Source organism: Helicobacter didelphidarum (assembly GCF_003364195.1).
Classification (GTDB): Bacteria; Campylobacterota; Campylobacteria; order Campylobacterales; family Helicobacteraceae; genus Helicobacter_A; species Helicobacter_A didelphidarum.
In genome coordinates, this window is record NZ_NXLQ01000004.1 from 77,424 (window position 1) to 99,021 (window position 21,598).

At 30.5% G+C, this 21,598-nt stretch carries 20 protein-coding genes; 10 read left to right on the forward strand and 10 right to left on the reverse strand.

Annotated elements, in window-relative coordinates; all coding sequences use genetic code 11:
- The first annotated feature begins 352 nt into the window (after nucleotides 1–352).
- The 5 genes from CQA53_RS13225 to CQA53_RS03625 all read left to right on the forward strand — a co-directional run bounded on the left by CQA53_RS13225 (nucleotide 353) and on the right by CQA53_RS03625 (nucleotide 3,845).
- Nucleotides 353–736: a hypothetical protein gene (locus CQA53_RS13225; RefSeq protein ID WP_245945618.1), complete on the forward strand. Its 384-nt coding sequence runs from the start codon at nucleotides 353–355 to the stop codon at nucleotides 734–736.
- Between the two features lie 13 nt (nucleotides 737–749).
- Nucleotides 750–1,538: a formyltransferase family protein gene (locus CQA53_RS03610; RefSeq protein WP_115542657.1), complete on the forward strand. Its 789-nt coding sequence runs from the start codon at nucleotides 750–752 to the stop codon at nucleotides 1,536–1,538.
- A gap of 339 nt (nucleotides 1,539–1,877) precedes the next feature.
- Nucleotides 1,878–2,531, forward strand: coding sequence for a MotA/TolQ/ExbB proton channel family protein (locus CQA53_RS03615; RefSeq protein WP_115542658.1), 654 nt, complete (start codon nucleotides 1,878–1,880; stop codon nucleotides 2,529–2,531).
- Complete coding sequence (locus CQA53_RS03620; protein WP_115542659.1) at nucleotides 2,524–2,916, forward strand: ExbD/TolR family protein; 393 nt, start codon at nucleotides 2,524–2,526, stop codon at nucleotides 2,914–2,916. The genes CQA53_RS03615 and CQA53_RS03620 overlap by 8 nt, the downstream gene beginning before the upstream one ends.
- Nucleotides 2,913–3,845, forward strand: a complete 933-nt coding sequence (locus tag CQA53_RS03625) for a TonB C-terminal domain-containing protein (protein ID WP_115542660.1) — start codon at nucleotides 2,913–2,915, stop codon at nucleotides 3,843–3,845. Before CQA53_RS03620 ends, CQA53_RS03625 begins: the two co-directional genes overlap by 4 nt.
- 132 nt (nucleotides 3,846–3,977) lie before the next feature.
- On the opposite strand, the gene rho is transcribed toward CQA53_RS03625, so the two are convergent.
- The 7 genes from rho to CQA53_RS03660 form a co-directional block, all read right to left on the reverse strand.
- Nucleotides 3,978–5,375 carry a transcription termination factor Rho gene (rho, locus tag CQA53_RS03630; RefSeq protein ID WP_115542661.1) on the reverse strand — a complete coding sequence of 466 codons (1,398 nt, stop codon included), beginning with the start codon at nucleotides 5,373–5,375 and terminating at the stop codon, nucleotides 3,978–3,980.
- Between the two features lie 490 nt (nucleotides 5,376–5,865).
- A complete protein-coding gene (gene rplT, locus CQA53_RS03635; protein ID WP_115542662.1) occupies nucleotides 5,866–6,210 on the reverse strand; it encodes a 50S ribosomal protein L20 in 345 nt (114 codons plus the stop codon).
- A 141-nt stretch (nucleotides 6,211–6,351) separates the two neighbouring features.
- The gene (rpmI, locus tag CQA53_RS03640) at nucleotides 6,352–6,546 is read right to left on the reverse strand and encodes a 50S ribosomal protein L35 (RefSeq protein WP_115542663.1); all 195 of its coding nucleotides are present in this window, start codon (nucleotides 6,544–6,546) and stop codon (nucleotides 6,352–6,354) included.
- 141 nt (nucleotides 6,547–6,687) lie between these two features.
- Nucleotides 6,688–7,212 (reverse strand): translation initiation factor IF-3, encoded by a 525-nt coding sequence (gene infC, locus CQA53_RS03645; RefSeq protein WP_115542664.1) that lies wholly within the window; start codon nucleotides 7,210–7,212, stop codon nucleotides 6,688–6,690.
- A complete protein-coding gene (gene thrS / locus CQA53_RS03650) occupies nucleotides 7,209–9,092 on the reverse strand; it encodes a threonine--tRNA ligase (protein WP_115542686.1) in 1,884 nt (627 codons plus the stop codon). The genes infC and thrS overlap by 4 nt, the downstream gene beginning before the upstream one ends.
- Before the next feature lie 220 nt (nucleotides 9,093–9,312).
- Nucleotides 9,313–9,978: a cyclic pyranopterin monophosphate synthase MoaC gene (locus CQA53_RS03655; RefSeq protein WP_115542665.1), complete on the reverse strand. Its 666-nt coding sequence runs from the start codon at nucleotides 9,976–9,978 to the stop codon at nucleotides 9,313–9,315.
- A gap of 14 nt (nucleotides 9,979–9,992) precedes the next feature.
- Entirely contained in the window at nucleotides 9,993–11,192 is a 1,200-nt protein-coding gene (locus tag CQA53_RS03660; RefSeq protein WP_115542666.1) for a succinyldiaminopimelate transaminase, read from the reverse strand.
- Between the two features lie 495 nt (nucleotides 11,193–11,687).
- On the opposite strand from CQA53_RS03660, the gene CQA53_RS12260 reads away from it, so the two are divergent.
- On the forward strand, nucleotides 11,688–11,855 hold the full coding sequence (locus CQA53_RS12260; RefSeq protein ID WP_181882346.1) for a hypothetical protein: 168 nt from the start codon (nucleotides 11,688–11,690) through the stop codon (nucleotides 11,853–11,855).
- 383 nt (nucleotides 11,856–12,238) lie between these two features.
- Here CQA53_RS12260 and CQA53_RS03665 read toward each other — a convergent pair whose 3' ends face one another.
- On the reverse strand, nucleotides 12,239–12,760 hold the full coding sequence (locus CQA53_RS03665) for a hypothetical protein (RefSeq protein ID WP_245945620.1): 522 nt from the start codon (nucleotides 12,758–12,760) through the stop codon (nucleotides 12,239–12,241).
- Between the two features lie 243 nt (nucleotides 12,761–13,003).
- Nucleotides 13,004–14,113, reverse strand: coding sequence for a hypothetical protein (locus CQA53_RS03670; protein WP_115542667.1), 1,110 nt, complete (start codon nucleotides 14,111–14,113; stop codon nucleotides 13,004–13,006).
- 335 nt (nucleotides 14,114–14,448) lie between these two features.
- Here CQA53_RS03670 and CQA53_RS03675 point away from each other — a divergent pair, with 335 nt between their 5' ends.
- The 3 genes from CQA53_RS03675 to CQA53_RS03685 all read left to right on the forward strand — a co-directional run bounded on the left by CQA53_RS03675 (nucleotide 14,449) and on the right by CQA53_RS03685 (nucleotide 18,352).
- A complete protein-coding gene (locus CQA53_RS03675) occupies nucleotides 14,449–14,928 on the forward strand; it encodes a hypothetical protein (RefSeq protein WP_115542668.1) in 480 nt (159 codons plus the stop codon).
- A 309-nt stretch (nucleotides 14,929–15,237) separates the two neighbouring features.
- Nucleotides 15,238–16,704: a type I glutamate--ammonia ligase gene (gene glnA, locus CQA53_RS03680; protein ID WP_115542669.1), complete on the forward strand. Its 1,467-nt coding sequence runs from the start codon at nucleotides 15,238–15,240 to the stop codon at nucleotides 16,702–16,704.
- A gap of 283 nt (nucleotides 16,705–16,987) precedes the next feature.
- Nucleotides 16,988–18,352: a class II 3-deoxy-7-phosphoheptulonate synthase gene (locus tag CQA53_RS03685; protein WP_115542670.1), complete on the forward strand. Its 1,365-nt coding sequence runs from the start codon at nucleotides 16,988–16,990 to the stop codon at nucleotides 18,350–18,352.
- A 177-nt stretch (nucleotides 18,353–18,529) separates the two neighbouring features.
- Here the strand turns inward: CQA53_RS03685 and argJ are convergent, their stop codons facing one another.
- Nucleotides 18,530–19,987 carry a bifunctional ornithine acetyltransferase/N-acetylglutamate synthase gene (gene argJ, locus CQA53_RS03690; protein WP_115542671.1) on the reverse strand — a complete coding sequence of 486 codons (1,458 nt, stop codon included), beginning with the start codon at nucleotides 19,985–19,987 and terminating at the stop codon, nucleotides 18,530–18,532.
- A 386-nt stretch (nucleotides 19,988–20,373) separates the two neighbouring features.
- Here argJ and CQA53_RS03695 point away from each other — a divergent pair, with 386 nt between their 5' ends.
- On the forward strand, nucleotides 20,374–21,453 hold the full coding sequence (locus CQA53_RS03695) for an efflux RND transporter periplasmic adaptor subunit (protein ID WP_115542672.1): 1,080 nt from the start codon (nucleotides 20,374–20,376) through the stop codon (nucleotides 21,451–21,453).
- Nucleotides 21,454–21,598: the final 145 nt, after the last annotated feature.

The window sequence follows — 21,598 nt, forward strand, 5'->3', positions numbered from 1 at the left end:
TCTAAAAGTGCTAAAATTAATCCTTAACATTGCATTGCTAAAATCACTATAAGAAAGCGTAAAAATGGCTTAATTATAGCAAAAAATATTTTTTTAATTAACTTTTATACATAAATACTTGAATAATTTAATTGTTTATTGAGAATTTTATTCGAGAGGCTTTTATTTCTTATAACAACAGATACGATGGTATTATCTCAAATTCTGTTCAAAATTTATGTAAGTCATTACAGACTTCTATACAAAAAACATTTAGAATTTATATAAAGAATAAAATATAATGTAACTGAAAATTTGCTATAATATAAAATTTATTGGTAAAATTCTCTCAATATATAACAGGAGCATTTTTATGGAATATAAAAACAATAAACAATCTAATCATCACAATAAAAAAATCTCCAAGTCCAACAAGAATCAGAGCATATCTTTAGAATCCAAACAATCTCAACAATACAATCATACATCATCTCCATCATATCAAACTGTTAGCACTAACACACAAATTCAAGATCTTCTTGAGGAAATTCAAGAACTTGAATTAGAAATTCTCGATATGTTTGAAGTAATTTTTCATTTTATAAATTTAAAAAAAGAGAGATTGCAAGATGCTTTGCAATACTATATGCAAATTTTAGAATCACAAAATGAAAACACACCATATAATGCACAACATATTATTGAGATTATTAAAATAATTCAGACTCAAAAACCAGAATGGTTTTCAAATCAATAACAAGCAACAATATATGCAACAATATATCAATATAGCAATTTTAATTAGCGGAAATGGAACGAATATGGAAAACCTTATTCAGACACTCCATAATAAAACACTCTCACAAGCCTTACATACAAATGGAATAAAATTACAAAACAATAAAACATTGAATGATATAGATTCTAGTCAAAGCAATCATGAGTTGCCTTATCGAGAAGCTTTTGGAAGAGAAGTTCTTTCTGAACGACAAAATATGCAAAATATTATAATTAATGCGAATAATAATTATAAAGACTTAGTAAAAAATGACCCCATAATCAATGTTTTTCAGGTTATTAGCAATAAAAGTTCTGCTTATGGACTTATTCGAGCAAAAAATTTACATATTCCAACTTATGTTATAGAATCAAAAGCAAAAACACGGGAAGATTTTGATTATGAATTAGCACAACATTTATCAAACCTCAATAAAAATCACCAAGTCAATTATGTTTTATTTGCTGGTTTTATGCGGATTCTTGGTAAGAAATTTTTTGAATCTTTGTCAAATATGACAATTCTCAATATCCATCCAAGCTATTTACCATTACATAAAGGTGCAAATGGGATAGAGGAGAGTTTTTATGATACAAATGATTTTGGTGGTGTGAGCATTCATTATGTAAGTGAAGAATTAGATTCTGGCACACTCATTATGCAAGAAAAGATTCAAAAAATCCACAATGAAAGTTTAGAATCTTTTAGCAATCGCATACATATTTTAGAGTACAAACTTTATCCTCAAGCTTTTTTAAAAGTTATACTGCAACAAAAATAATTAAACTGCGATAAAATACACCTGCCTAATTATTACAATAATATCTATAATATTAAGTCTATATTAATGTTTATATGGCTTAAAAATTTTCGCAATCTTGCGGATGCAAATTAACATTTTAAGACAATTAATCTTACATTCACCAACAACCAAATTTGTTGTTATACAAAACAAAATCCAGATAAATAAAATCTACAAAAGAATAATTGCCTATTAATCAAAATATTGTGAAATATAGTTAAAATCAGGCATTTAATCATAGCTTATAATATAATATAAATATGAAATCACAAATTTATGATACAATATAGGTTTTGTAAAATAATTTAAAGGATTAGAATGGTAGCAGTGCTTAGTTTTTTTGAATCAAGTGGTTTAATAACGCTGCTTGTAATTCTTTGGCTTTCACTTTATGTGATTGCAACCTTATGGATATTCATCTATAAGTGGTTTGTAATCAAGGGATTGCAGGATAGAGAATCTTATTCTTTAGATTTATTGCTTTCACGCGATATTAGTATTCCTCAAAGTGCAATATTTGCACGTTCAAAAGGGCACAATATTCTCTCAAAGGAAATGCTGAATGTATGGAAAGCACAGATTCTAAAAGTTGCAAGTGGTGGTCTTACATTCCTTAGTATAGTAAGTTCAACTGCTCCTTTTATAGGTCTGTTTGGAACAGTATCAGAAATATTAGAAGCATTTGCTCATTTAGGATCGCAAGGACAAGCAACATTTGAAGTCATTGCTCCTATCATATCAAAAGCCCTTGTAGCTACTGCATGGGGGATTCTATGTGCGATTCCAGCATATTCATTTTACCTCATTTTGAAGAGAAAAATTTCTGTCCTTGCAGTATGTCTGCAAGCACAAATTGATATTGCAGTTTCTACGATAGATAACCATCAAGCAAATGGATTCCAACAAACAAAAAATACATTTATTCAAGAAACCAACAATAATGCTGTATGGGGTGGTAAAGCAAATGGATGATTTAGAAATTGACGATAAACCAGAGTTAAACATTACACCTTTAGTAGATATTATGCTCGTATTACTCGCTATTCTCATGGTAACGACACCAGCAATTACTTATCGGGAAGATATTAATCTTCCTGATGGATCAAAGAGCAAAAAAGCAGAATTAAACCCTATTATGAGTGTGCGTATTGATAAAAATAAGCAGATTTATATTGACAAAGATGTATTTAACTATCAAGATTTTAAAGAGAATTTTTCTTTGCGTGCAAATCGTTATGATAAAACAAAATCAGTCTATATTTATGCTGATAAAAATCTTTTCTATGGTGAAGTTGTTCCTATCTTTGCAGAGCTAAAAAAAGCAGGATTCACTAAAGTATCATTAGGAACACAATGAAGCAAGATATTATTATCCATAACAATAATTTTTCACTACATTTCTTAAGTGCATGTGGAGCATTTATTATTTACATTCTATTGCTTTTATTACTTCTTGGCGGATTCCAATTTTATAAAGAACATATTCGTTATGGTGAAATGCCAGATTCCGAATTTATTGCAGAAATTGCTGATGGTATTGAGATAGCAGAAATTATAGAATCAACAACGCCATCGGAACAAATACAAGAACAAATCAAAACGCCTCTGCAACAAGATTTAATTATCCCACAAACACAAAAACAAGATTCAATAACCCCGACACAATCGCAGCAAAAATCAGAAAATTCCTCGCAAGATTCTACACCAAAACCAGCTGAAGTCAATCTTGCTGATATGTTTGCGAATGTTTCTGATGAAACCTTACAACATAAAAAAGTACGAGAAGAGATCCAACGTCAAGAAGAGATTAAATTGCGTAAAAAACAATTAGAAGATGCACAAAAAGAAAGAGCAGAAAAGCTTGCTCAAAATGTAGCTGCTATTGGACAAAGCACAAAGGCATTGCAACAAGCAACACAGAATCTCCAACAAAATGTAAAACAAGCGATAGCAACAAAAGTCAATCTTGAGAAACCAAAATTTATGGGTAATTCAAAAGATAAAGTAAAATATGATGAATGGTATGCACAAATTGAAAAAATTCTCATGACAGAATGGAGAAAAAGCTCAAAATTCTATCAAGCCACAACAAGTGCAAAAGTGCGTATTCGTATAGATTCTCATGGAAAACTTAACTATGTTCATATGATTCGCCAATCTCCGTATGGGGAATATAATAGCTCTGTGTTTAGCTTTCTTAAATCTATGGAACAACGCATCTTTCCAGCACCACCAGGTGATACAATCGAAATGAGTTTAGAATTAGAAAATACATTAAAACATTGAAGTAAAATTACCTGGTTAAAGAGCTTAAAATAGTTCTTGCAAAATTAGAATAATTGAAAAGTGTTTCTACATAAAGTCTTATCAAAACCTCTTAATATGGTATTCTTTGGAATTTATGAAATAAACAATCTTTTAAGCTTCATTCATTCCAAGTAAAAACTCATCATTATTTTTTGTATTTTTAATTTTAGAATATAAGAAATTTAATGCTTCAATATCATCCATTTGACTAATTACATTTCTTAGCATCCATACTTTTGTGAGTCTTTCTTCACCAAGCAACAAATCATCTTTTCTCGTTCCAGACTTAAGAATATCAAATGCAGGATAAATTCTCCTGTCAGCAATATTTCTTGCCAAAACAATTTCAGCATTTCCTGTGCCTTTAAACTCCTCAAAAATCACTTCGTCCATACGCGATCCAGTTTCTATTAGTGCTGTTGCAATAATTGTTAGACTCCCTCCATGTTCAATATTCCTTGCTGCTCCAAAAAATCTTTTCGGTTTATGAAGTGCATTGGCATCGACACCACCGCTTAATACTTTGCCACTTGATGGTGTTGTAGCATTATACGCACGAGCGAGTCGCGTAATCGAATCAAGCAAAATAACAACATCTTTACCTACCTCAATACGACGTTTTGCTCTCTCTAAAACAAGCTCAGCTACGCGAATATGATTAGTTGATGGTAAATCAAAGGTGCTTGCAAAAACTTGCCCCTTTACACTTCTCTCCATATCTGTTACTTCTTCTGGTCGTTCATCAATCAACAATACCATAAGTTCAACCTCTGGGTGATTCGAACTTATACCATGTGCCAATTCTTTCATTAATTCTGTTTTACCTGTACGTGGAGGAGCAACAATAAGAGCACGTTGTCCTTTCCCTATTGGACTGAATAAATCCAGCATCCTACCTGTAATTTTTTGACTGTTATACTCAAGCTTAAGTTGTTCTGCGGGAAAAAGTGGGGTAAGATTCTCAAATAATGGGCGGTTTTTTATTTCCTCTAAACTAAGATAATTTACCGCTTCAATCTTGAGAAGCGCATAATATCTCTCTTGATCTTTTGGTGGTCTTACTTGCCCTGTTATAATATCTCCATTACGTAGTGCAAACCTTTGAATCTGACTTTGAGAAACATAAGTATCATGTTGCGTATTAGAAAATTTTTCATCAATTGAGCGTAGAAATCCATAACCATCATTTGCAATTTCTAATATCCCTGAAATAAGGATAAAACCACCTTGGCTTACTTGATTTTTAAGAATCTCAAAAATCAATTCTTGGCGTAAAAATTCTTGAGGATTTTGAATTCCAAGCCCTTTTGCAATTTGAAGAAGTTTATCTATCGAAACACTACGCAATTCCTCCACTTTATAGCCATTTACCGGTGTATGTGTGCGTTTTGAGATCTCTCTTGATTTTTTATCATCAAAATCTTTTTCGTTTTTACCATTTCTTAAAGTTTTATTATGAGGTCGTTTTGTTTTGACATCATCATCTTTATAGGAGTGTTCAAGCGACATAATAAACCTCCATAACTTTTATATTATTACCCTTCATTAAAGATTCCTTTATGAAAAAAATAGAATGATATAATACCTAACCTTATGGAAATATTTACATTTTTATATTCAAACAAAATTTTTAACCTAATTTTTAAGTAAGAATTGTTGGAAATGTAAAACTATTGTATTTATAGATTATTTCATACATTCTGATTTAAAATCCTAAGTTTATTAAGCATTATTCCGAGATTTTTTGTAAAATTTAGAAATTATAGATTTCAAGTATCTATAAAATATTTACTTTATATATTGCTGGGGTGATATTTTATCACATTTGACTTTATTTGAAGTATAAATATTTTAGTGCTATGGAAAGAAGATATTATGAAACTTTAAATTTCATAATATCTTATATTGGAAATTCCAATCATCAATAGCATAAGAGAATATATTATTACGATTCATTTAAATAAGAAAACTTATCTAAATCAAAACTTCAAGATAGCCTCTACCCCTTAATCTTTGCTATTAAACTAGCAAAGACATTGGGGTTGCTATACGCCATATCTGCAAGAATTTTCCTATCAAGCTGTATATTTGCCTTTTTTAAACCATTCATAAATTTTGAATAGCTTAATCCATGTAATCTACAAGCAGCATTTATACGAACAATCCAAAGTTTTCGGAAATCTCTTTTCTTTTGCTTTCTATCGCGGAATGCATAACATAAACTTCTCTCTAATTGTTCTTTGGCTTTTCTAAAATGCTTCCTGCGACCACTATAAAAACCTCTTGCAAGTTTTAAAATTTTTTTGTGCCTTCTTCTTCTAACAATACCTGTTTTGACTCTCATATCATATCTCCTGTAACTTTACCTAAAAATCTTGAATATTTTTAGGTGCAAACTCTCGTTTAAACTTTCCCTTTATCATAGTAAATGATAAGTAAGGGGACGATTTTCAATAATTTTAATAAGCTATTGAAAAATACTATTTTAACTCATGCACAACAAACTTTTAACCGAATCTAAGTTTGTGTCATGCACATAGTGTGGTGCATTTAATCCCGCTTTACGTTTTGGTGATTTTTTTGTTAAAATATGGTTTTTAAATGCACTACCTCTTTTAACTGCATTTTTCTTTATCTTAAAACGTTTTGCAGCACCACGATTTGTTTTCATCTTAGGCATTGTATCTCCTTTCATAAGATTAATAATAATTTGCGAAGAAATTATTATAGAGTGTATCATAGAATCTTTAGTATGTTTGTGATTTTAACTTGTTATAGAAAAACAAAACATACAGAACTTACGATTATAGCATAAAAAATACTATTTTGGTTTATTATTATTTGGTATCATCAAAATACTTGCATATTTTCCTTCAATTTTTGCTTCTTTATCTGCATGAGCAATATCATCAACCATAGCAACTACACGTTTTAACATTTCAAATCCACTAGCGGGATTTTGCAATTCCCGTCCGCGTAAATATACACGGAATTTTACATGTTTTCTTTCTTCAAAGAATTCCCTTGCATGTTTTACCTTGTAATTAATATCATTTTGAGCAATTTGAGTGGAGAGCTTAATTTCCTTAACCTCAATTTGCTTTTGCTTTTTTTTTGCTTCTTTTTGCTTCTTTTCAAGTTGATAGCGATATTTACCATATTCAACAATTTTGCAAACCGGTGGCTTTGCAGTGGGAGAAATGCAGACTAAATCAAGTCCTTGATCATTGGCAAGAAATTGTGCTTCTTTCGCACTCATAACTCCCAATTGCTCACCATCTTCAGCGATACATCGAACCTCATCAAAACGAATTTGCCCATTAATTAATGTTTCTTCTTTGCTCAAAAGCTTACCTCTCTATTTAAATTTTGAACTTTCTGTAAAAAGTCGAAAATACTTATCTCATATTGCAGAGTATCATTTTTTTCTATTTTCTCCCCTACATCTTGCTTATAAGGAGATTTGACTACAATAGATTTATTTGTTCTATCGCGTATTGCAAGAGAATTTTTTTCTAATTCTTTATCTCCAATGAGTGCAATAAATGGAACTTTTTGTTTTTCTGCCATGCGAATCTTTTTATTAAGCGAATCGCTCTTTGTATTAATTTCAGAATAGATTCCATGATTGCGTAAATCTAGTTGCAATTTGTGTGCCAATTTAGCATGTTTTTCACTAATAGGAATAATCACAACTTGTGTTGGTGCAATAAAGAATGGAAACTCTCCGCCATAATGTTCAATAAGTATAGCAATAAAACGTTCAAAACTCCCTAAAATTGCACGATGTATCATTACAGGTTGTGCATGTTCGTTATTTTCATCAATATAACTTAATTGAAATCTGCTTGGTAGATTCATATCAATTTGTATTGTCCCACATTGCCACTTTCTTCCTATTGCATCAGTGATTTTAATATCAATTTTTGGACCATAAAATGCACCACCACCTTCATCAACTTGATATGAGATTTTATTATTTTCTAATGCATTGCGAAGAGCATTTGTAGCACTTTCCCAAACAGAATCTTCACCAATAGATTTTTCTGGACGCGTTGATAATTCCATTTCATAACTAAAATTGAAAGCTTTCATGATTTTTTGTGTAAATTTTAAAATTGCATGAACTTCAGATTCTATTTGTTCGGGACGACAGAACAAATGTGCATCATCTTGGGTAAATTCTCTTACTCGCAATAACCCATGTAAAACTCCACTTTTTTCATGTCGATGCACAACACCATATTCATAGAATCTTAATGGTAATTCTCGATAACTACGAATACTACTTTGATACACCTTGATATGTCCAACGCAATTCATAGGTTTAATTCCATACTCAACTTCATCAATCGTTGTAAAATACATATTTTCTTTATAATTGCTGTAATGTCCGCTAATTTTCCAAACATCACTTTTTAGAATTTCTGGACCACGTACTGGCTCATATTCATTTTGTATGAGTGCTTGGGTAAGAAGATCTTCAATGCGACGTCTCAATCTTGCTCCCTTTGGTAGCCAAATTGGCAATCCTGCACCAATCTCTTCATCAAAAGTAAAAAGATTCATTTCGTTGCCCAATTTTCTATGATCGCGTTTTTTTGCCTCTTCTAAAGCATAAAGATATTGTTTAAGATTCTCTTTATTTGCAAAAGCAATCCCATATATACGCGTTAATACTTCAGCATTTTCATCTCCGCCGAGGTATGCTCCAGCAATTTTTGTAAGCTTAAACGCCTGCAAAAATTTTAAATGAGGCAGATGAGGACCTCTACAAAGATCTTCAAAATCACCTTGTTGATAAATACTAAAACAATCGCCATCGATTTTACTCATAACCGCTTGTTTAAGTTCATCACCTTGAAATCTCTCTTGTGCTTCACTACGACTAAGTTGTATCTTGACAAGTTTTTTACCTTTTTTAGCAATTTCTTTCATCTTTGATTCTATTTTTGCTAAATCTTCTTCGTTTATTTTAGAATCCACCTTAAAATCATAATAAAATCCCTCTTCTACAACAGGACCAACAAAAAATTTTGCTTCAGGATAAAGTGATTTGATTGCCTCTGCAAGCAAATGTGCACAAGTATGGCGAATAATTTCAAGTGCATTCTTTGTATCATCAAAAAATATAGGTTGGAGATGTGTTGTGCTAAGATTTTGTTCGTGTGCAGTTTGAGTATCAATGATAGTATTATTGCATATATATCCGATAATATTTTGAATATTCTGACTTTGTTGCAAGTTTTAAATTCCTTTTTGAATTTGTAGATTTTAATCAAAATTATACAAACGATAAACTAAATCTATCCTTAAATTGAATAAGAATCTTTAATTTATAAGAATGCATCACACATTCTTCATTCTTCATAATTTCTCATTATTGCTATGCAATTACAAAGAAAATTTTGTGCTTCCATATAAAAACAAGATTTGTGTATCTATGTTATGTATTATCAAGTCGAATTTGTGTTATTAGAATCTCTTTATCCTGCATCTTAAAATGGTTAAAAAGACTTAATAAGGTTGCATTGAGGGCATTGAGGCTTTCCATATCAGGACAAATCTTTGAATACGATTTGATTATGGTAGACACAATAAAACCACATTGCCCATGTGTCTTACTATGTGTTGTATGTGAATGCTTAAGATTCTCTATTTGTGTCTTTTGAATTTGTTGAAATCGTTCTTTTGCATACAGTAACCTTGCTTTTTCTGTTTGAAATGAATTGCAATGTGAATTATCTTGTTGTTCATTATTGTTTATTGCTTGTTCTTGTATATATGTAGTCGATCGTGAAAATTTTTTTGGTTTAAAACTTTGGAGAAATGCTGTATAATTGAAATTTTGTGGCACATGAATATTATCACTTGATGCAACATTTATATCAATGCTATCAAGCGTAATTTGATGACATAATGGGAATATTTCATTTGTTCTTTTTGCTGCATAAGTTCCTGAACAAATTGCTGTTTGTATAATAGAATCTTTACTTATATCTTCCATAAAATCATAAAAAATATGTGGCGACACAATGATAATTCCCACTGCTTTTGCCTCAAAATGTTTGAATGGTTTTGTAGAAATATCTCGCATATTTAAATACGGCATAAACACCTCACCTTCTAACGATTAGAACAAGCATGTGTATAGATAAAATTATCACAAAATTTCTTAATCTCTTTCAAAGCACCAATCATAATATGTTCTTCTTGCGTCAAGGCAATACGCACATAACCTATACCACCATCATTTCTACCAAGATATGATCCGGGCAATACGATATGCCCTGTTTCCTCATATAACTCTTTACAAAAAACTTCATCATTAAAAAGATGATTAGGATTTAGATGAATCTCATTGCAATCTTGCACCTTGAGCCAAAGATAAAAAGTATATGGAAAAATTTGGGAATCTTTAAATATTTCTTGAGCTAAAGAAAGATTTTTCCTAAATTTTTCACGAATAAATTGTGCATGTTTATACTCTTTCCATGCAATAATACTTGCTTTTTGCAGTGTAGTTGGTATACTAATCCCAATATAAGTGCGAAAAATTTTATATCGCTCCAATATCTCGCTATTACCAGCAACAAAACCGCTTCGTAATCCAGGTACACAAATGCGTTTTGAAATTGAATTTATAACAAAAATATTTTTAAAATTTGTATTTCCAACAGAGACACTTGCTTCAAGTAAGCTTGGTGGCGGATTATTTGAATATATATCAGAATAGCACTCATCATTGATAAGAATAAAATTATATTTCAAAGCAAGTTTTACCCATTTTTCCAATTCTTCAAGAGTAAGAGCTTGTCCAGTAGGATTATTTGGTGAATTTAAAATTACAATATCAACTCTTTCCAAATCATCTTTTGATAGACTTGGTTTAAAATTATTATTTTCATTTAAGGGCATATAAATAACTTGTGCATTAGTAATAATTTGCGTTCCCTCATAAATTTGATAAAATGGATTTGGAAATGCCATAACAGGGGAATCTTTTTTAATATATTCTTTTTGCAAAAAAATGAAATGAGGAAAATTAAATAATGCTTCTCTTGAGCCAAAAGTCGGAACAATTTCACTTTCTTTTAACTGCACTCCGAATCGTTCTTGTATAAAATCTCTTTGCGTCTTGATAAGATCTGGTTGCAATGTTGGATAAAAACGAATAAGTTCAGCATTGTCTTTTAATGCTTGGATTACGGAATTTGGTGCATTAAATCCAGGTTCTCCAATGCTCAAATTCAATCCTTGTTTTTTGCTTTTAGAAGCTTTAAGCAATATGCGTAATCGCTCAAAGGGATAGGGCATAAATTTCATTTTTCACCTCTTTAAATTAATACATGGAATTTTAGCAAAAATAAAATTTAAAAGCTAGTTTTTCATATGACTTCCTTCATATAAGACACAATGGTTTTGGAACGAACAATATATTTTATGATTGTAAAAAATATATTGTTCTTACCTACTCAATATATCATCTTTTCTATTGCGTTATAAAAGAAACAATAGACAAGATTCCATAAATCCATATCAATATTGATAATTGAAAAAGAAAAATGTGGTTATAAATTGACAACAAATCATCTTAGTAATCAGACTTATATTTTTAAATCTTAATCTTAAAAAGATTCTATTAAATAGAAAAATTATTTTATGCTTAAATGTGAATAAAAGTAACAAAATAGAATAAAATAAAGAAATTAATTCTAAAAAAATCTTTTTTTTTTTTTTGTAGTAGAATTTTTATAAGGCTTTTTAGATTCTTCTATTTATATCTATCAAGCCGAATAATTTATTTATAAAGGTTGAAATATGGCTGTTCAAGTAACTATTACATGCTGCGAATGTAACAAGGCTCATACCACAAAAAGTGTCGGTGAAAAAGGTAAATCAAGTGGTAGCTTTACATGTGGTAATTGTGGAAAGAGAATAGGATATGACATTATAAATGGTGAAGTGCATACATATCTCAAGCGGTAATGTTGTAACTTCATAAAAAACTTCATCTTATCGTTACTAAATCGATTATAGAAGTCTCGTATCTATTTTTAGAATCTGTTTGGATTCTATACGCACTTATATTGTTTGTATATATTAAAATTTTACCTTTCTTTAGATACTTACTGCACTCTATTACGAGTAATTTATTTTCTAAATAAACAATAAAGATTTTTATACACTTCATTTTTTAAATGATATAAATATGATTTAAATTTCAAAAAAGCAAAATGATGATTTAGCCCTAAAATATAAAAAATAAATCAATGTAAATTATATTATAACTAAATCACGCATAACATTTATCAGGGTATAAATCATATATATATATATATATATATATTACTATTTTATTGCAAAAAATATCAACGGATTTTTCTCATTCGTTCATTGCCAATTTTTAGAATCTGACTGCTTTTGTTTGCAAATAACCCTCTCTTATCTAGGACTATAATATCACATTGCTTCAGTGCAAAATCAAGGTCAAAGCTTTGTGTTGTAGGATTGGCAGATGAGGAATAGAGCCATTGAAAGCATTGTAAAAAATCTCTATGTAATGGTTCTTTAATAATGCGAAAACTCGCATTATTTGGCAAAATAAATGATTTTTTTCTCGCATGACGAACAAATGCACGAAAAGTTGAAGGAATCCTATATGGCAGATTATTAAAACTTGAAAATTCTCGCAAAAGTGGTTTTGTATTGTTCGCACCTTTTTTCGTATTAATTGCATGAGGATTTTTAGATAAAAATCCTATTGTTGTATCAGTTTGTGCGAGAAATACAGAGTCTTGTAAATCTCTTTGGATTTGATTCTGTATAGAAAAATGCAAAGATTCTGATTGGGTATTTAAATCCTGTTTCTTGTTAGAAATATAAATATTCATTGTTAAATCTCTTACTCTATACATTCACATAACGAAGTTTTAAATTTATCTAGATTCTACTCTATCTTTATATAATCTGATATTAAAAAAATCATTATAAATTTTCTTGTAAAAATACAAAAGGTAAGCAAAATCTTGCAAATAAATTTTATTAGGTTGATAGCAGAGTTTAAAAAACAAACTTTTAGCCTACCAACAACATGCGAGAATCTTACAATTATGCTAATTTTATAATTCTTTCTCTTATTGCACTTGTGTATTCTCACTATTTGCAAGAATTTTTGCAATCTTATCAAAATCTATATGTAAAGCAAAATTTTCTTGAAAGCCAAGAAAGTGAAAAAATCTATCTGTTGTAGTAAAAATTTGTCCAAGTGTTGAATGCTTATCTCTTCGCATAAGCTCTTCTTTAAAGTATTTTTCAACTTCAGGCAATGCTTTATCAAAATCATCTGTTCCTGGGAATCTTTGCCCATTTGCAAAAACTAGACGAATTTTATTGCATGCAACACCTTTCGCTTTTAATAAGTATAAAGATTCTAACCAAGTCGTGCTACTAGGTTCAATTGAAAGTAATCGAATATTATATTTTAATAAGTCTTTTTCATAATTTGTATTATCAGTAATAATTCCTTTCAAACCTTCTTCTTCATATTCTTTATTAAACTTCTTAATTTCATCTTTTATAGTTTTGAGTGTGGCATCTATACTTTTTCTCTTTGCTTTATATTTTTCCTCCAAGCTTAAATCTCCTGAATCTAACACTGCTTTAGACAATACAACATGCAAACCACACTGATCTTGCCTACAAAAATCTAAATAACGATAAATATTCTGCAATATATCATCAGTATGAGTATTCCAATCAGGAATATAAAATGCAAAAGGCAACTCTTTTTTTACAGGATTCTTTAAATACTCTGCTACAAGAGATCGTAAATAAACATAACGATAAGAATCTGTAATTTGATAAATTGTTTTATCTTCTATAGGAATGATTTTATTATACCATTCTGGCTCAACTTTTACAACCTTATTTTCCCATTCAACAGGATTTTTAATAAAAGCTCTATTGTGTTTAATCGGTCCCGCAACAGAATTACTCATCTCGATAAAAGGGACATCTGGTTCTTTTTGCAAATAACGATAGTGTCCGTCAAAAGACATAATAAAATCTGGTGTTTGTGAACAAAAATGCTCTTTCATTTTTGCAAACGGAATTTTAGAAAGGACAAATGGCTCAATTTCAGCATAATCATATTCAACTTGAGAGGCTTTAGAGAGATATTGTAAAAACGATTTTGCAAATAAACTTGTTTCTGCAGAGGATAGACATAATAATTTTATAGCCATTGCTTACTCCATGAAATAATATTTAAAGATTAAATAAACCAAAAAAATTTAAACGAAGTTATTAAAGTGCATATTATAACCTAAATTTATTCTATTTGTGTGTTTATTTTTCAATTTTTTCAATTTTTTAAGTTTAGAATTTACTTCTTGAAATCAAAATTCCATTTAATTGCACCTAAAATGTGCAAAAGTGTAATATTGTGCAAAATATTGCCATAAAAATATTAAAAATAATATTACAAGTCATTGATTTTATTGTTATAATTTCAATTTTAGTTTAATGTTTAATTATTCAATAATTGAAGTTTGAACAATTAAAATCTTTGGGAGTATTTATGGGTAACAAAAAAGATAACAAAAAACCTGATTTTTTAATTGATTTGCCTGTGGTTTTTTCTGTTGTAAAGCTTGAAGATCTTGTGCAAAGTGCTAATAGTTTTTATGGCACAAATGTTATTGTGCCAAAGCCCGGTAGCAGTTTTGATAGTAGAACAGAAAAAGGTGTTGTGCATAAATTTCACCTTTATAAACTAACAATTAGGCGACTTGATGAAGATGAGAAAAGATTTAAAAAAAATGTGAATGGATTTGAAACATTGATGGAAAATATGGGGATATTTACCAACCTTTATGAAATCATGACTTATGCTGATACAATCACTGTGTTTTCAAATCTTGAAGAAGCGGATATATTTTTACGTGCATGCTTGAAGGCAGATTCCAACATTACAACCAAGTCCGCATTTCTCTTCACAGACACAGAGATTGAAGGATTAGAAACCAATACATGTCCAAATAATGACATACGTAATTAAGTTAGACAGCTTTCAATATTTCAATGAAATGGAGTAAGTTACCTCTTCAACAATACATTTAAAATGTTAAAGATGTTCTTAATCTTAAGATATGTAGATATTTTTATTACATTAATTATTATGTTTATATTAAGTCATATAAATACTGCGATATTATTGCTACATTAAAGAATTATATGTCATTACAAACTTAGAGATTTGCTTACAAATTTTGCAAATACGAATTGTATGCAAAAAATTACTTTGTTATTCTTTAAATTACTGAAACACGATATACTTGTGGTATATAAATTTTGAGGAGTTATTCTTATGGCAGATAAAAAGAAAGTTAATGAAGCACAAAACACTGCAAAGGACTTACAGATTCGAGAGTTTTTAGATTTTTGCAGAAACGAGGAAGTCGAATTTGTAGATTTTAGATTCACAGACATAAAAGGCACATGGCATCATATTAGTTTTTCAATGGTAGCAATAGATTTTGACTCGTTATATAATGGAATTCCTTTTGATGGCTCAAGCCTTTCAGCGTGGCAACCAATCAATAAATCAGACATGATTCTTATCCCGGATCTCGTGCGTTATTTTATTGATCCCTTTACAGCTGATACAACAATTATAGTATTTTGTGATATTTGGGATATTTATAAAAATCAGCCTTATGAAAAATGCCCTCGAAGCATTGTAAAACGTGCAATGAAATATCTTATTGATACAGGCATTGGTGATACTGCCTATTTTGGTCCAGAAAATGAATTTTTTATTTTTGATAGCATTAAAATGCGAGATTCTATTAACTGCAAATATTATGAAGTCGATACTGAAGAAGGTGAGTGGAATCGTGATAGAACATTTGATTCTGGTGAGAATATAGGACATCGTCCAGGCACTAAAGGTGGGTATTTCCCTGTCCCGCCTGTAGATTCTCTTGTAGATATTCGTGCTGAAATGGTAAAAGTGCTAAACCAAGTAGGTTTGCAAACATTTGTTGTGCATCATGAAGTAGCACAGGGACAATGTGAAATTGGTGTGCGATTTGGTGATATGCTTGAAGCCGCAGATAATATTCAAAAACTGAAATATGTTATTAAAATGGTAGCACATTTAAATGGAAAAACAGCGACTTTTATGCCAAAGCCACTTTATGGAGATAATGGTAGCGGAATGCATGTCCATATCAGTATATGGAAAAATGGAAAAAATTGTTTCGCAGGAAATGAATACCAAGGATTAAGTGATACAGCACTACATTTTTTAGGAGGTGTCCTTAAACACGCAAGAAGTATTGCAGCATTCACAAATGCAAGCACAAACTCTTACAAGCGACTCATACCTGGCTTTGAAGCACCTAGTATTTTAACTTATTCAGCACAAAACAGAAGTGCAAGTGTGCGTATTCCTTATAATCAAGGTGAAAAAGCCAAACGAATGGAATTTAGATTTCCTGATAGCTCAAGCAATCCCTACCTTGCTTTTGCTAGTCTTTTTATGGCAGGTCTCGATGGAATCCACAATAAAATTGATCCAGGAAAGCCAATGGATATTAACCTTTTTGAACTTAGTCTTGATGAAATTCGTGCAAAAGGAATCAAACAACTGCCACATACATTAAGAAGTGCAATAGAAGAAATGTTGGCAAACAAAGAATATCTTAAACAAGGAAGTGTCTTTACTGAAGAGTTTTTACAAGTTTATAAAGCATATAAATTTGAAACAGAAATATGGCCATGGGAAGCACGACCACATCCATTTGAATTTATTTCAACTTATAGTTGTTAAAAAAGATTAATAATTTTATCTATAAATCTTAATATTAAAATCTCTGTATCACTTGTTAATAAAATCAAACTATAAGATAGTATAAAATATTTTAGATTTTAAAAAATGTTATAGTTTTAGTGAACTTAATTTGTATTCCCAGAGATATATTTAAGAATTTTATTTTTTATAAGTCCAAGAATGTAATTTTTTCAAAAATTACATTCTTCTTTTCACTTTTTTCTTGCATAAAATCTTAACTTTTCTATACAATTACACATAACTTTAAAAATAAGGTATAGTAATGAATACTTCTAAACAAAATACTTGGAACAAATCGAGCTGGAGAACATTTCCCATTAAACAACATCCTCACTATAAAGATAAAAATGCCATAGAATCCGTGGAAAAAGAATTAACAAGCTTTCCCCCATTAGTATTTGCAAAAGAAGCGGATAGCCTTAAAGAAAAATTAGCAAAAGCCAGTCGTGGCGAAGCTTTTTTATTGCAGGGTGGAGATTGTGCTGAAAGTTTTTCACAATTTAGTGCAAACTCTATCCGTGATATGTTTAAGATTATATTACAAATGAGTGCGATTTTAACCTTTGCTTCAGGTTGTCCAATTGTGAAAGTCGGGAGATTGGCTGGACAATTTGCAAAACCACGTAGCAGTGATATAGAAACAATCAATGGAGTGAGCTATCCGAGTTACAGAGGAGATCTTATCAATTCTCAAGATTTAGATAAAAGAGAACCAGATCCATTGCGACTGTTAAAAGGCTATCATCAAAGTGCTAGCACACTTAATCTTCTGCGTGCATTTTCGCAAGGAGGCTTTGCAAACTTAGAACAAGTGCATAATTGGAATCTAGGTTTTGTAGCAAACAATAATTTTGGTAAAAAATATGAAACTCTTGCTAGTGATATTGCAAAATCATTAGCTTTTATGAAAGCATGTGGTATCGATATTAAAACAACAAGACAGCTTAAAGAAGTATCTTTTTATACTTCGCATGAAGCTTTAGTATTAAATTATGAAGAAGCATTAACAAGGCAAGATTCTCTTAGTGGACAATGGTATGATTGCTCTGCACATATGCTTTGGATTGGTGAGAGAACGCGTGACACGGATCATGCACATCTAGAATTTCTACGTGGTGTGAAGAATCCAGTTGGCGTAAAGATTGGACCAAATGCTATAAAAGATGATATACTAAAAATTTGTGATATTCTTAATCCAATGAACGAAGAGGGTAGATTAAATCTTATTATTCGTATGGGTGCAAATACAATCGATGAAAAATTCCCTACATTGCTTCAAGATATACATAAAGAGGGACGCAGGATTCTATGGAGTTGTGATCCAATGCATGGGAATACAAAAGTTGCACGGAGTGGTTATAAAACGCGATCTTTTGAGGATATTATCAGTGAAATTAAAAGTTTTTTTGCAATCCATCAAGCGGAAGGGAGCATTGCAGGAGGGATTCATCTTGAAATGACAGGAGCAAATGTTACAGAATGTGTTGGTGGTATGCAAGAAATCAGCGAAGATACATTGCATACGAACTATCATACACAATGTGACCCAAGACTCAATGCTACACAAGCACTCGAGTTAAGTTTTATGCTTGCAGAAATACTTGCACAAAGGAATAAAAGATTCTAAGAATCTAATCTTAGATTGAAGAATAAAGATGGGGGGACTACCAAAAAAGTTCTCGTGAGGAATATAATATTTTATTCCTCACCCTAGCATTTTGTAGTAATATTCTAAACCTAGTAAGTTTCCCCTAAGTTTTTAGAATCTTATTCCCCTCAATATTATAATAATTTCTTTTATAAATCACGAACGATAATCCGCATTGATTTTAATGTAGCCATAGCTAAGGTCACAACCCCATGCTTTTGCATTTTGGATTCCATCATTGAGATTAATCACAATGCGAACTTTATCTGCTCCCAAAATAGTCCTTGCTTTATTTTCATTAAATTTTAATCCTATGCCATCATGCACTATTTTGATTTTACCTTTTTTACTCTCAAAATATAAATCAAGTTTTTTAGAATCAAATTCAGCTTCACTATAACCCATTGCACAAATAATTCGTCCCCAATTTGCATCTTTTCCAAAAATGGCAGTTTTTACAAGATTTGAACCAATCACTGCCTTGCTTAATCTCTGTGCTTGTTCCAAAGTTTTTGCATTTTTAACAACAACTTCAAGCAAATGTGTCGCACCCTCGCCATCTCTTGCGATCTTTTTGGCAAGATTCACACAAACAAGCTTTAGAGAATCTCTAAAAGTTTCATAGTCCTTATTTTTCTGCGTGATTTCTTTATTTCCTGCCTTACCATTTGCAAGGATTATTACCATATCATTTGTTGATGTATCACCATCAACACTGATTTGGTTAAAGCTTTGTTGGACAATTTCACTTAAAGCTTCTTGTAAAAGATTCTGTGTAATTGCAACATCGGTTAAAATAAAACCAAGCATTGTAGCCATATTTGGATGAATCATTCCAGAACCTTTTGCCATGCCCCAGATTCTTGCATTTATTTTTTGAGAATCTTTTTTGGACTTTACCACCTTTTCTTTTTGAGAGTCTTTTGAGGATTCTGTATCATCTCTTGTATTCTCTTGAAGAGAATCTTTGTGTGTTTTTGTTGTAATATTTTCATTTTTTGTATCTTGAGGTTTTGGATTCTTATTGTTAGACAGATTCTCAAGAATATCTGCACTCTCTAGCCAAAATTTGACCCCATAAGTTTTAGGATAAGTATCTGTTGTCATAATAGCTTTACTTGCTTGTTTTATAGAATCTTTTGCATTGTTTCTATTATGAATGAGTTTTGGAATACCTTTTAAAATTCTCTCCATTGGAAGTTGTTCTCCAATGACTCCAGTTGATGCAAGCAATATACTTTCAGAAGGCACTAATAATCCATCTCCTAAGGATTTTGCACAAAGAATACAATTCTTATCACCCTGTATGCTTGTGCAAGCATTCGCATAGCCAGAGTTAATCATAACTGCATGTATTTTATTTTTTATGGTAGCTTTATTATAGAGTATGCAAGCTGCTTGCATACTATTTTTTGTCCATACACCAGCTCCAGTCGCAGGAACTTTAGAGTAAATAAGTGCTAAGTCAAAACGATTTTTATATTTAATATTTGCCTTGATACCAGATAATTTAAAGCCACGCGGAAGTTTTGAAGTTTTACGGATTTTTACCTTTTTTGATGCAATTTGATTGCACTTTACCTTACTTTGTTCCTTTTCTTCTAAATCTGCCATATGTTCTCCTCAAAATATGAAATTTGAAATATATTTATAGTATCATAATTTTCAAATATTAGATATCTAAAGAACGAAATATTCATATATAAAATAACACATGAAAATATCGAATACATAATAAATTCCGATATGTAAGCAGTCTTTTTTCTCAAATATATTTTTTATTAATATATATTTCTTATGTGTAAATTTTACTCAAAAGATTCTATAATTTTTACAAAATTCATATGAATGCCTGTTGATAAACCTAGAGATTTTTTAATAAAATATTTGTTTTTAAACATAAAGCAATAATGATTAATTCTAAATAAAAGCGAAAAATCAGAGAAATAATAATATAATTAGAATTTAAAATAATAATACTCCATATTGTAAGAGGAAATATGCATAAAAATATATTTTTTCTATTTATAGTTTTTACAAGCACAATTTATGCAAAACCACTTTCTGTTAGCACAATACCGATCACTAAAGGGTCATTAGAAAAACAAAGCACTTTTGTTGGTTCTCTCAATTATAAAGAAAGTTCTAAAGTTGCTAGCCAGCAAAAAGGGCTTGTTGATAAAGTATATTTTAATATTGGGGACAAAGTTATAAAAGGACAACGACTTGTAAGTCTCAATACAGATATTCTTAAAAAGGATTTGGAAGTTAAATTTGCTAAGCTTCAAGAAGCAAAATACCAGGCACAAAAGATTCAAAATGAGCTTGCTCGTTACAAAAACTTGCTAGATAGCCAATCTATTGCTTTACAACAATATGAAAATTTAGAATTTGATTTAAAGGCAAAGGAAGCAAATATTCTTTCGTTACAAGCCGATTATGATCTCTCAAGAGAAGAAATTACAAAAATGACAATTACTTCTCCTTTTAATGGTGTAGTGCTTGATAGACTTACAAGTATTGGTGAATGGTTAAATATTGGAGATCCTGTAGCTCTGATTGTTAATACCTCACAAATTGAAGTGATTGTTTATGTTCCTAGCGATATTTCAAGTTATCTAAAACTGAAACAAAAAGTCTATCTTACTATTAATCACAAAAATTATAGTGGTTCAATTTCTGCTCTGATTCCAAAAGCAGAAATGCGTTCAAAAACATTTCCTGTTTATATCAAAATAGCAAATCAAATTGGCTTTTTTGATGGTATGGCGGTCGATGTCCATCTTAATACACAAGGAAGAGTCAATGGCTTTATAGTGCCACGAGATAGTATAGTCCATTCGCATAACAAAAATGTTGTATTCGCTATCCGCAATAATATTGCACATGCTATTCGTGTCAATGTATTAAGTTTGCAAGATAAAGAGGCTGTTGTATTAGGTGCATTTTTAGATACCGATTTAATTGTGCAAAAAGGACAAGACAGACTTTATGACGGTGCAGAAACCATAGAATCTCTTCCGTTAATAAGTCCAAAACAAAAAAATGTTGCACCTCAAAAATCAACTAAAAAAAAGTAATCTAGATAAAATACTATGCCAATGGAATTGTTGATTCCATATGGATTGCTACAATGTTTCATTTACAATCAACTTTGTTATGAAGTTGGAGAAAATTCTGATACTATCAAGTTATTATAATATATAGTTTTATATTTTTAGACTT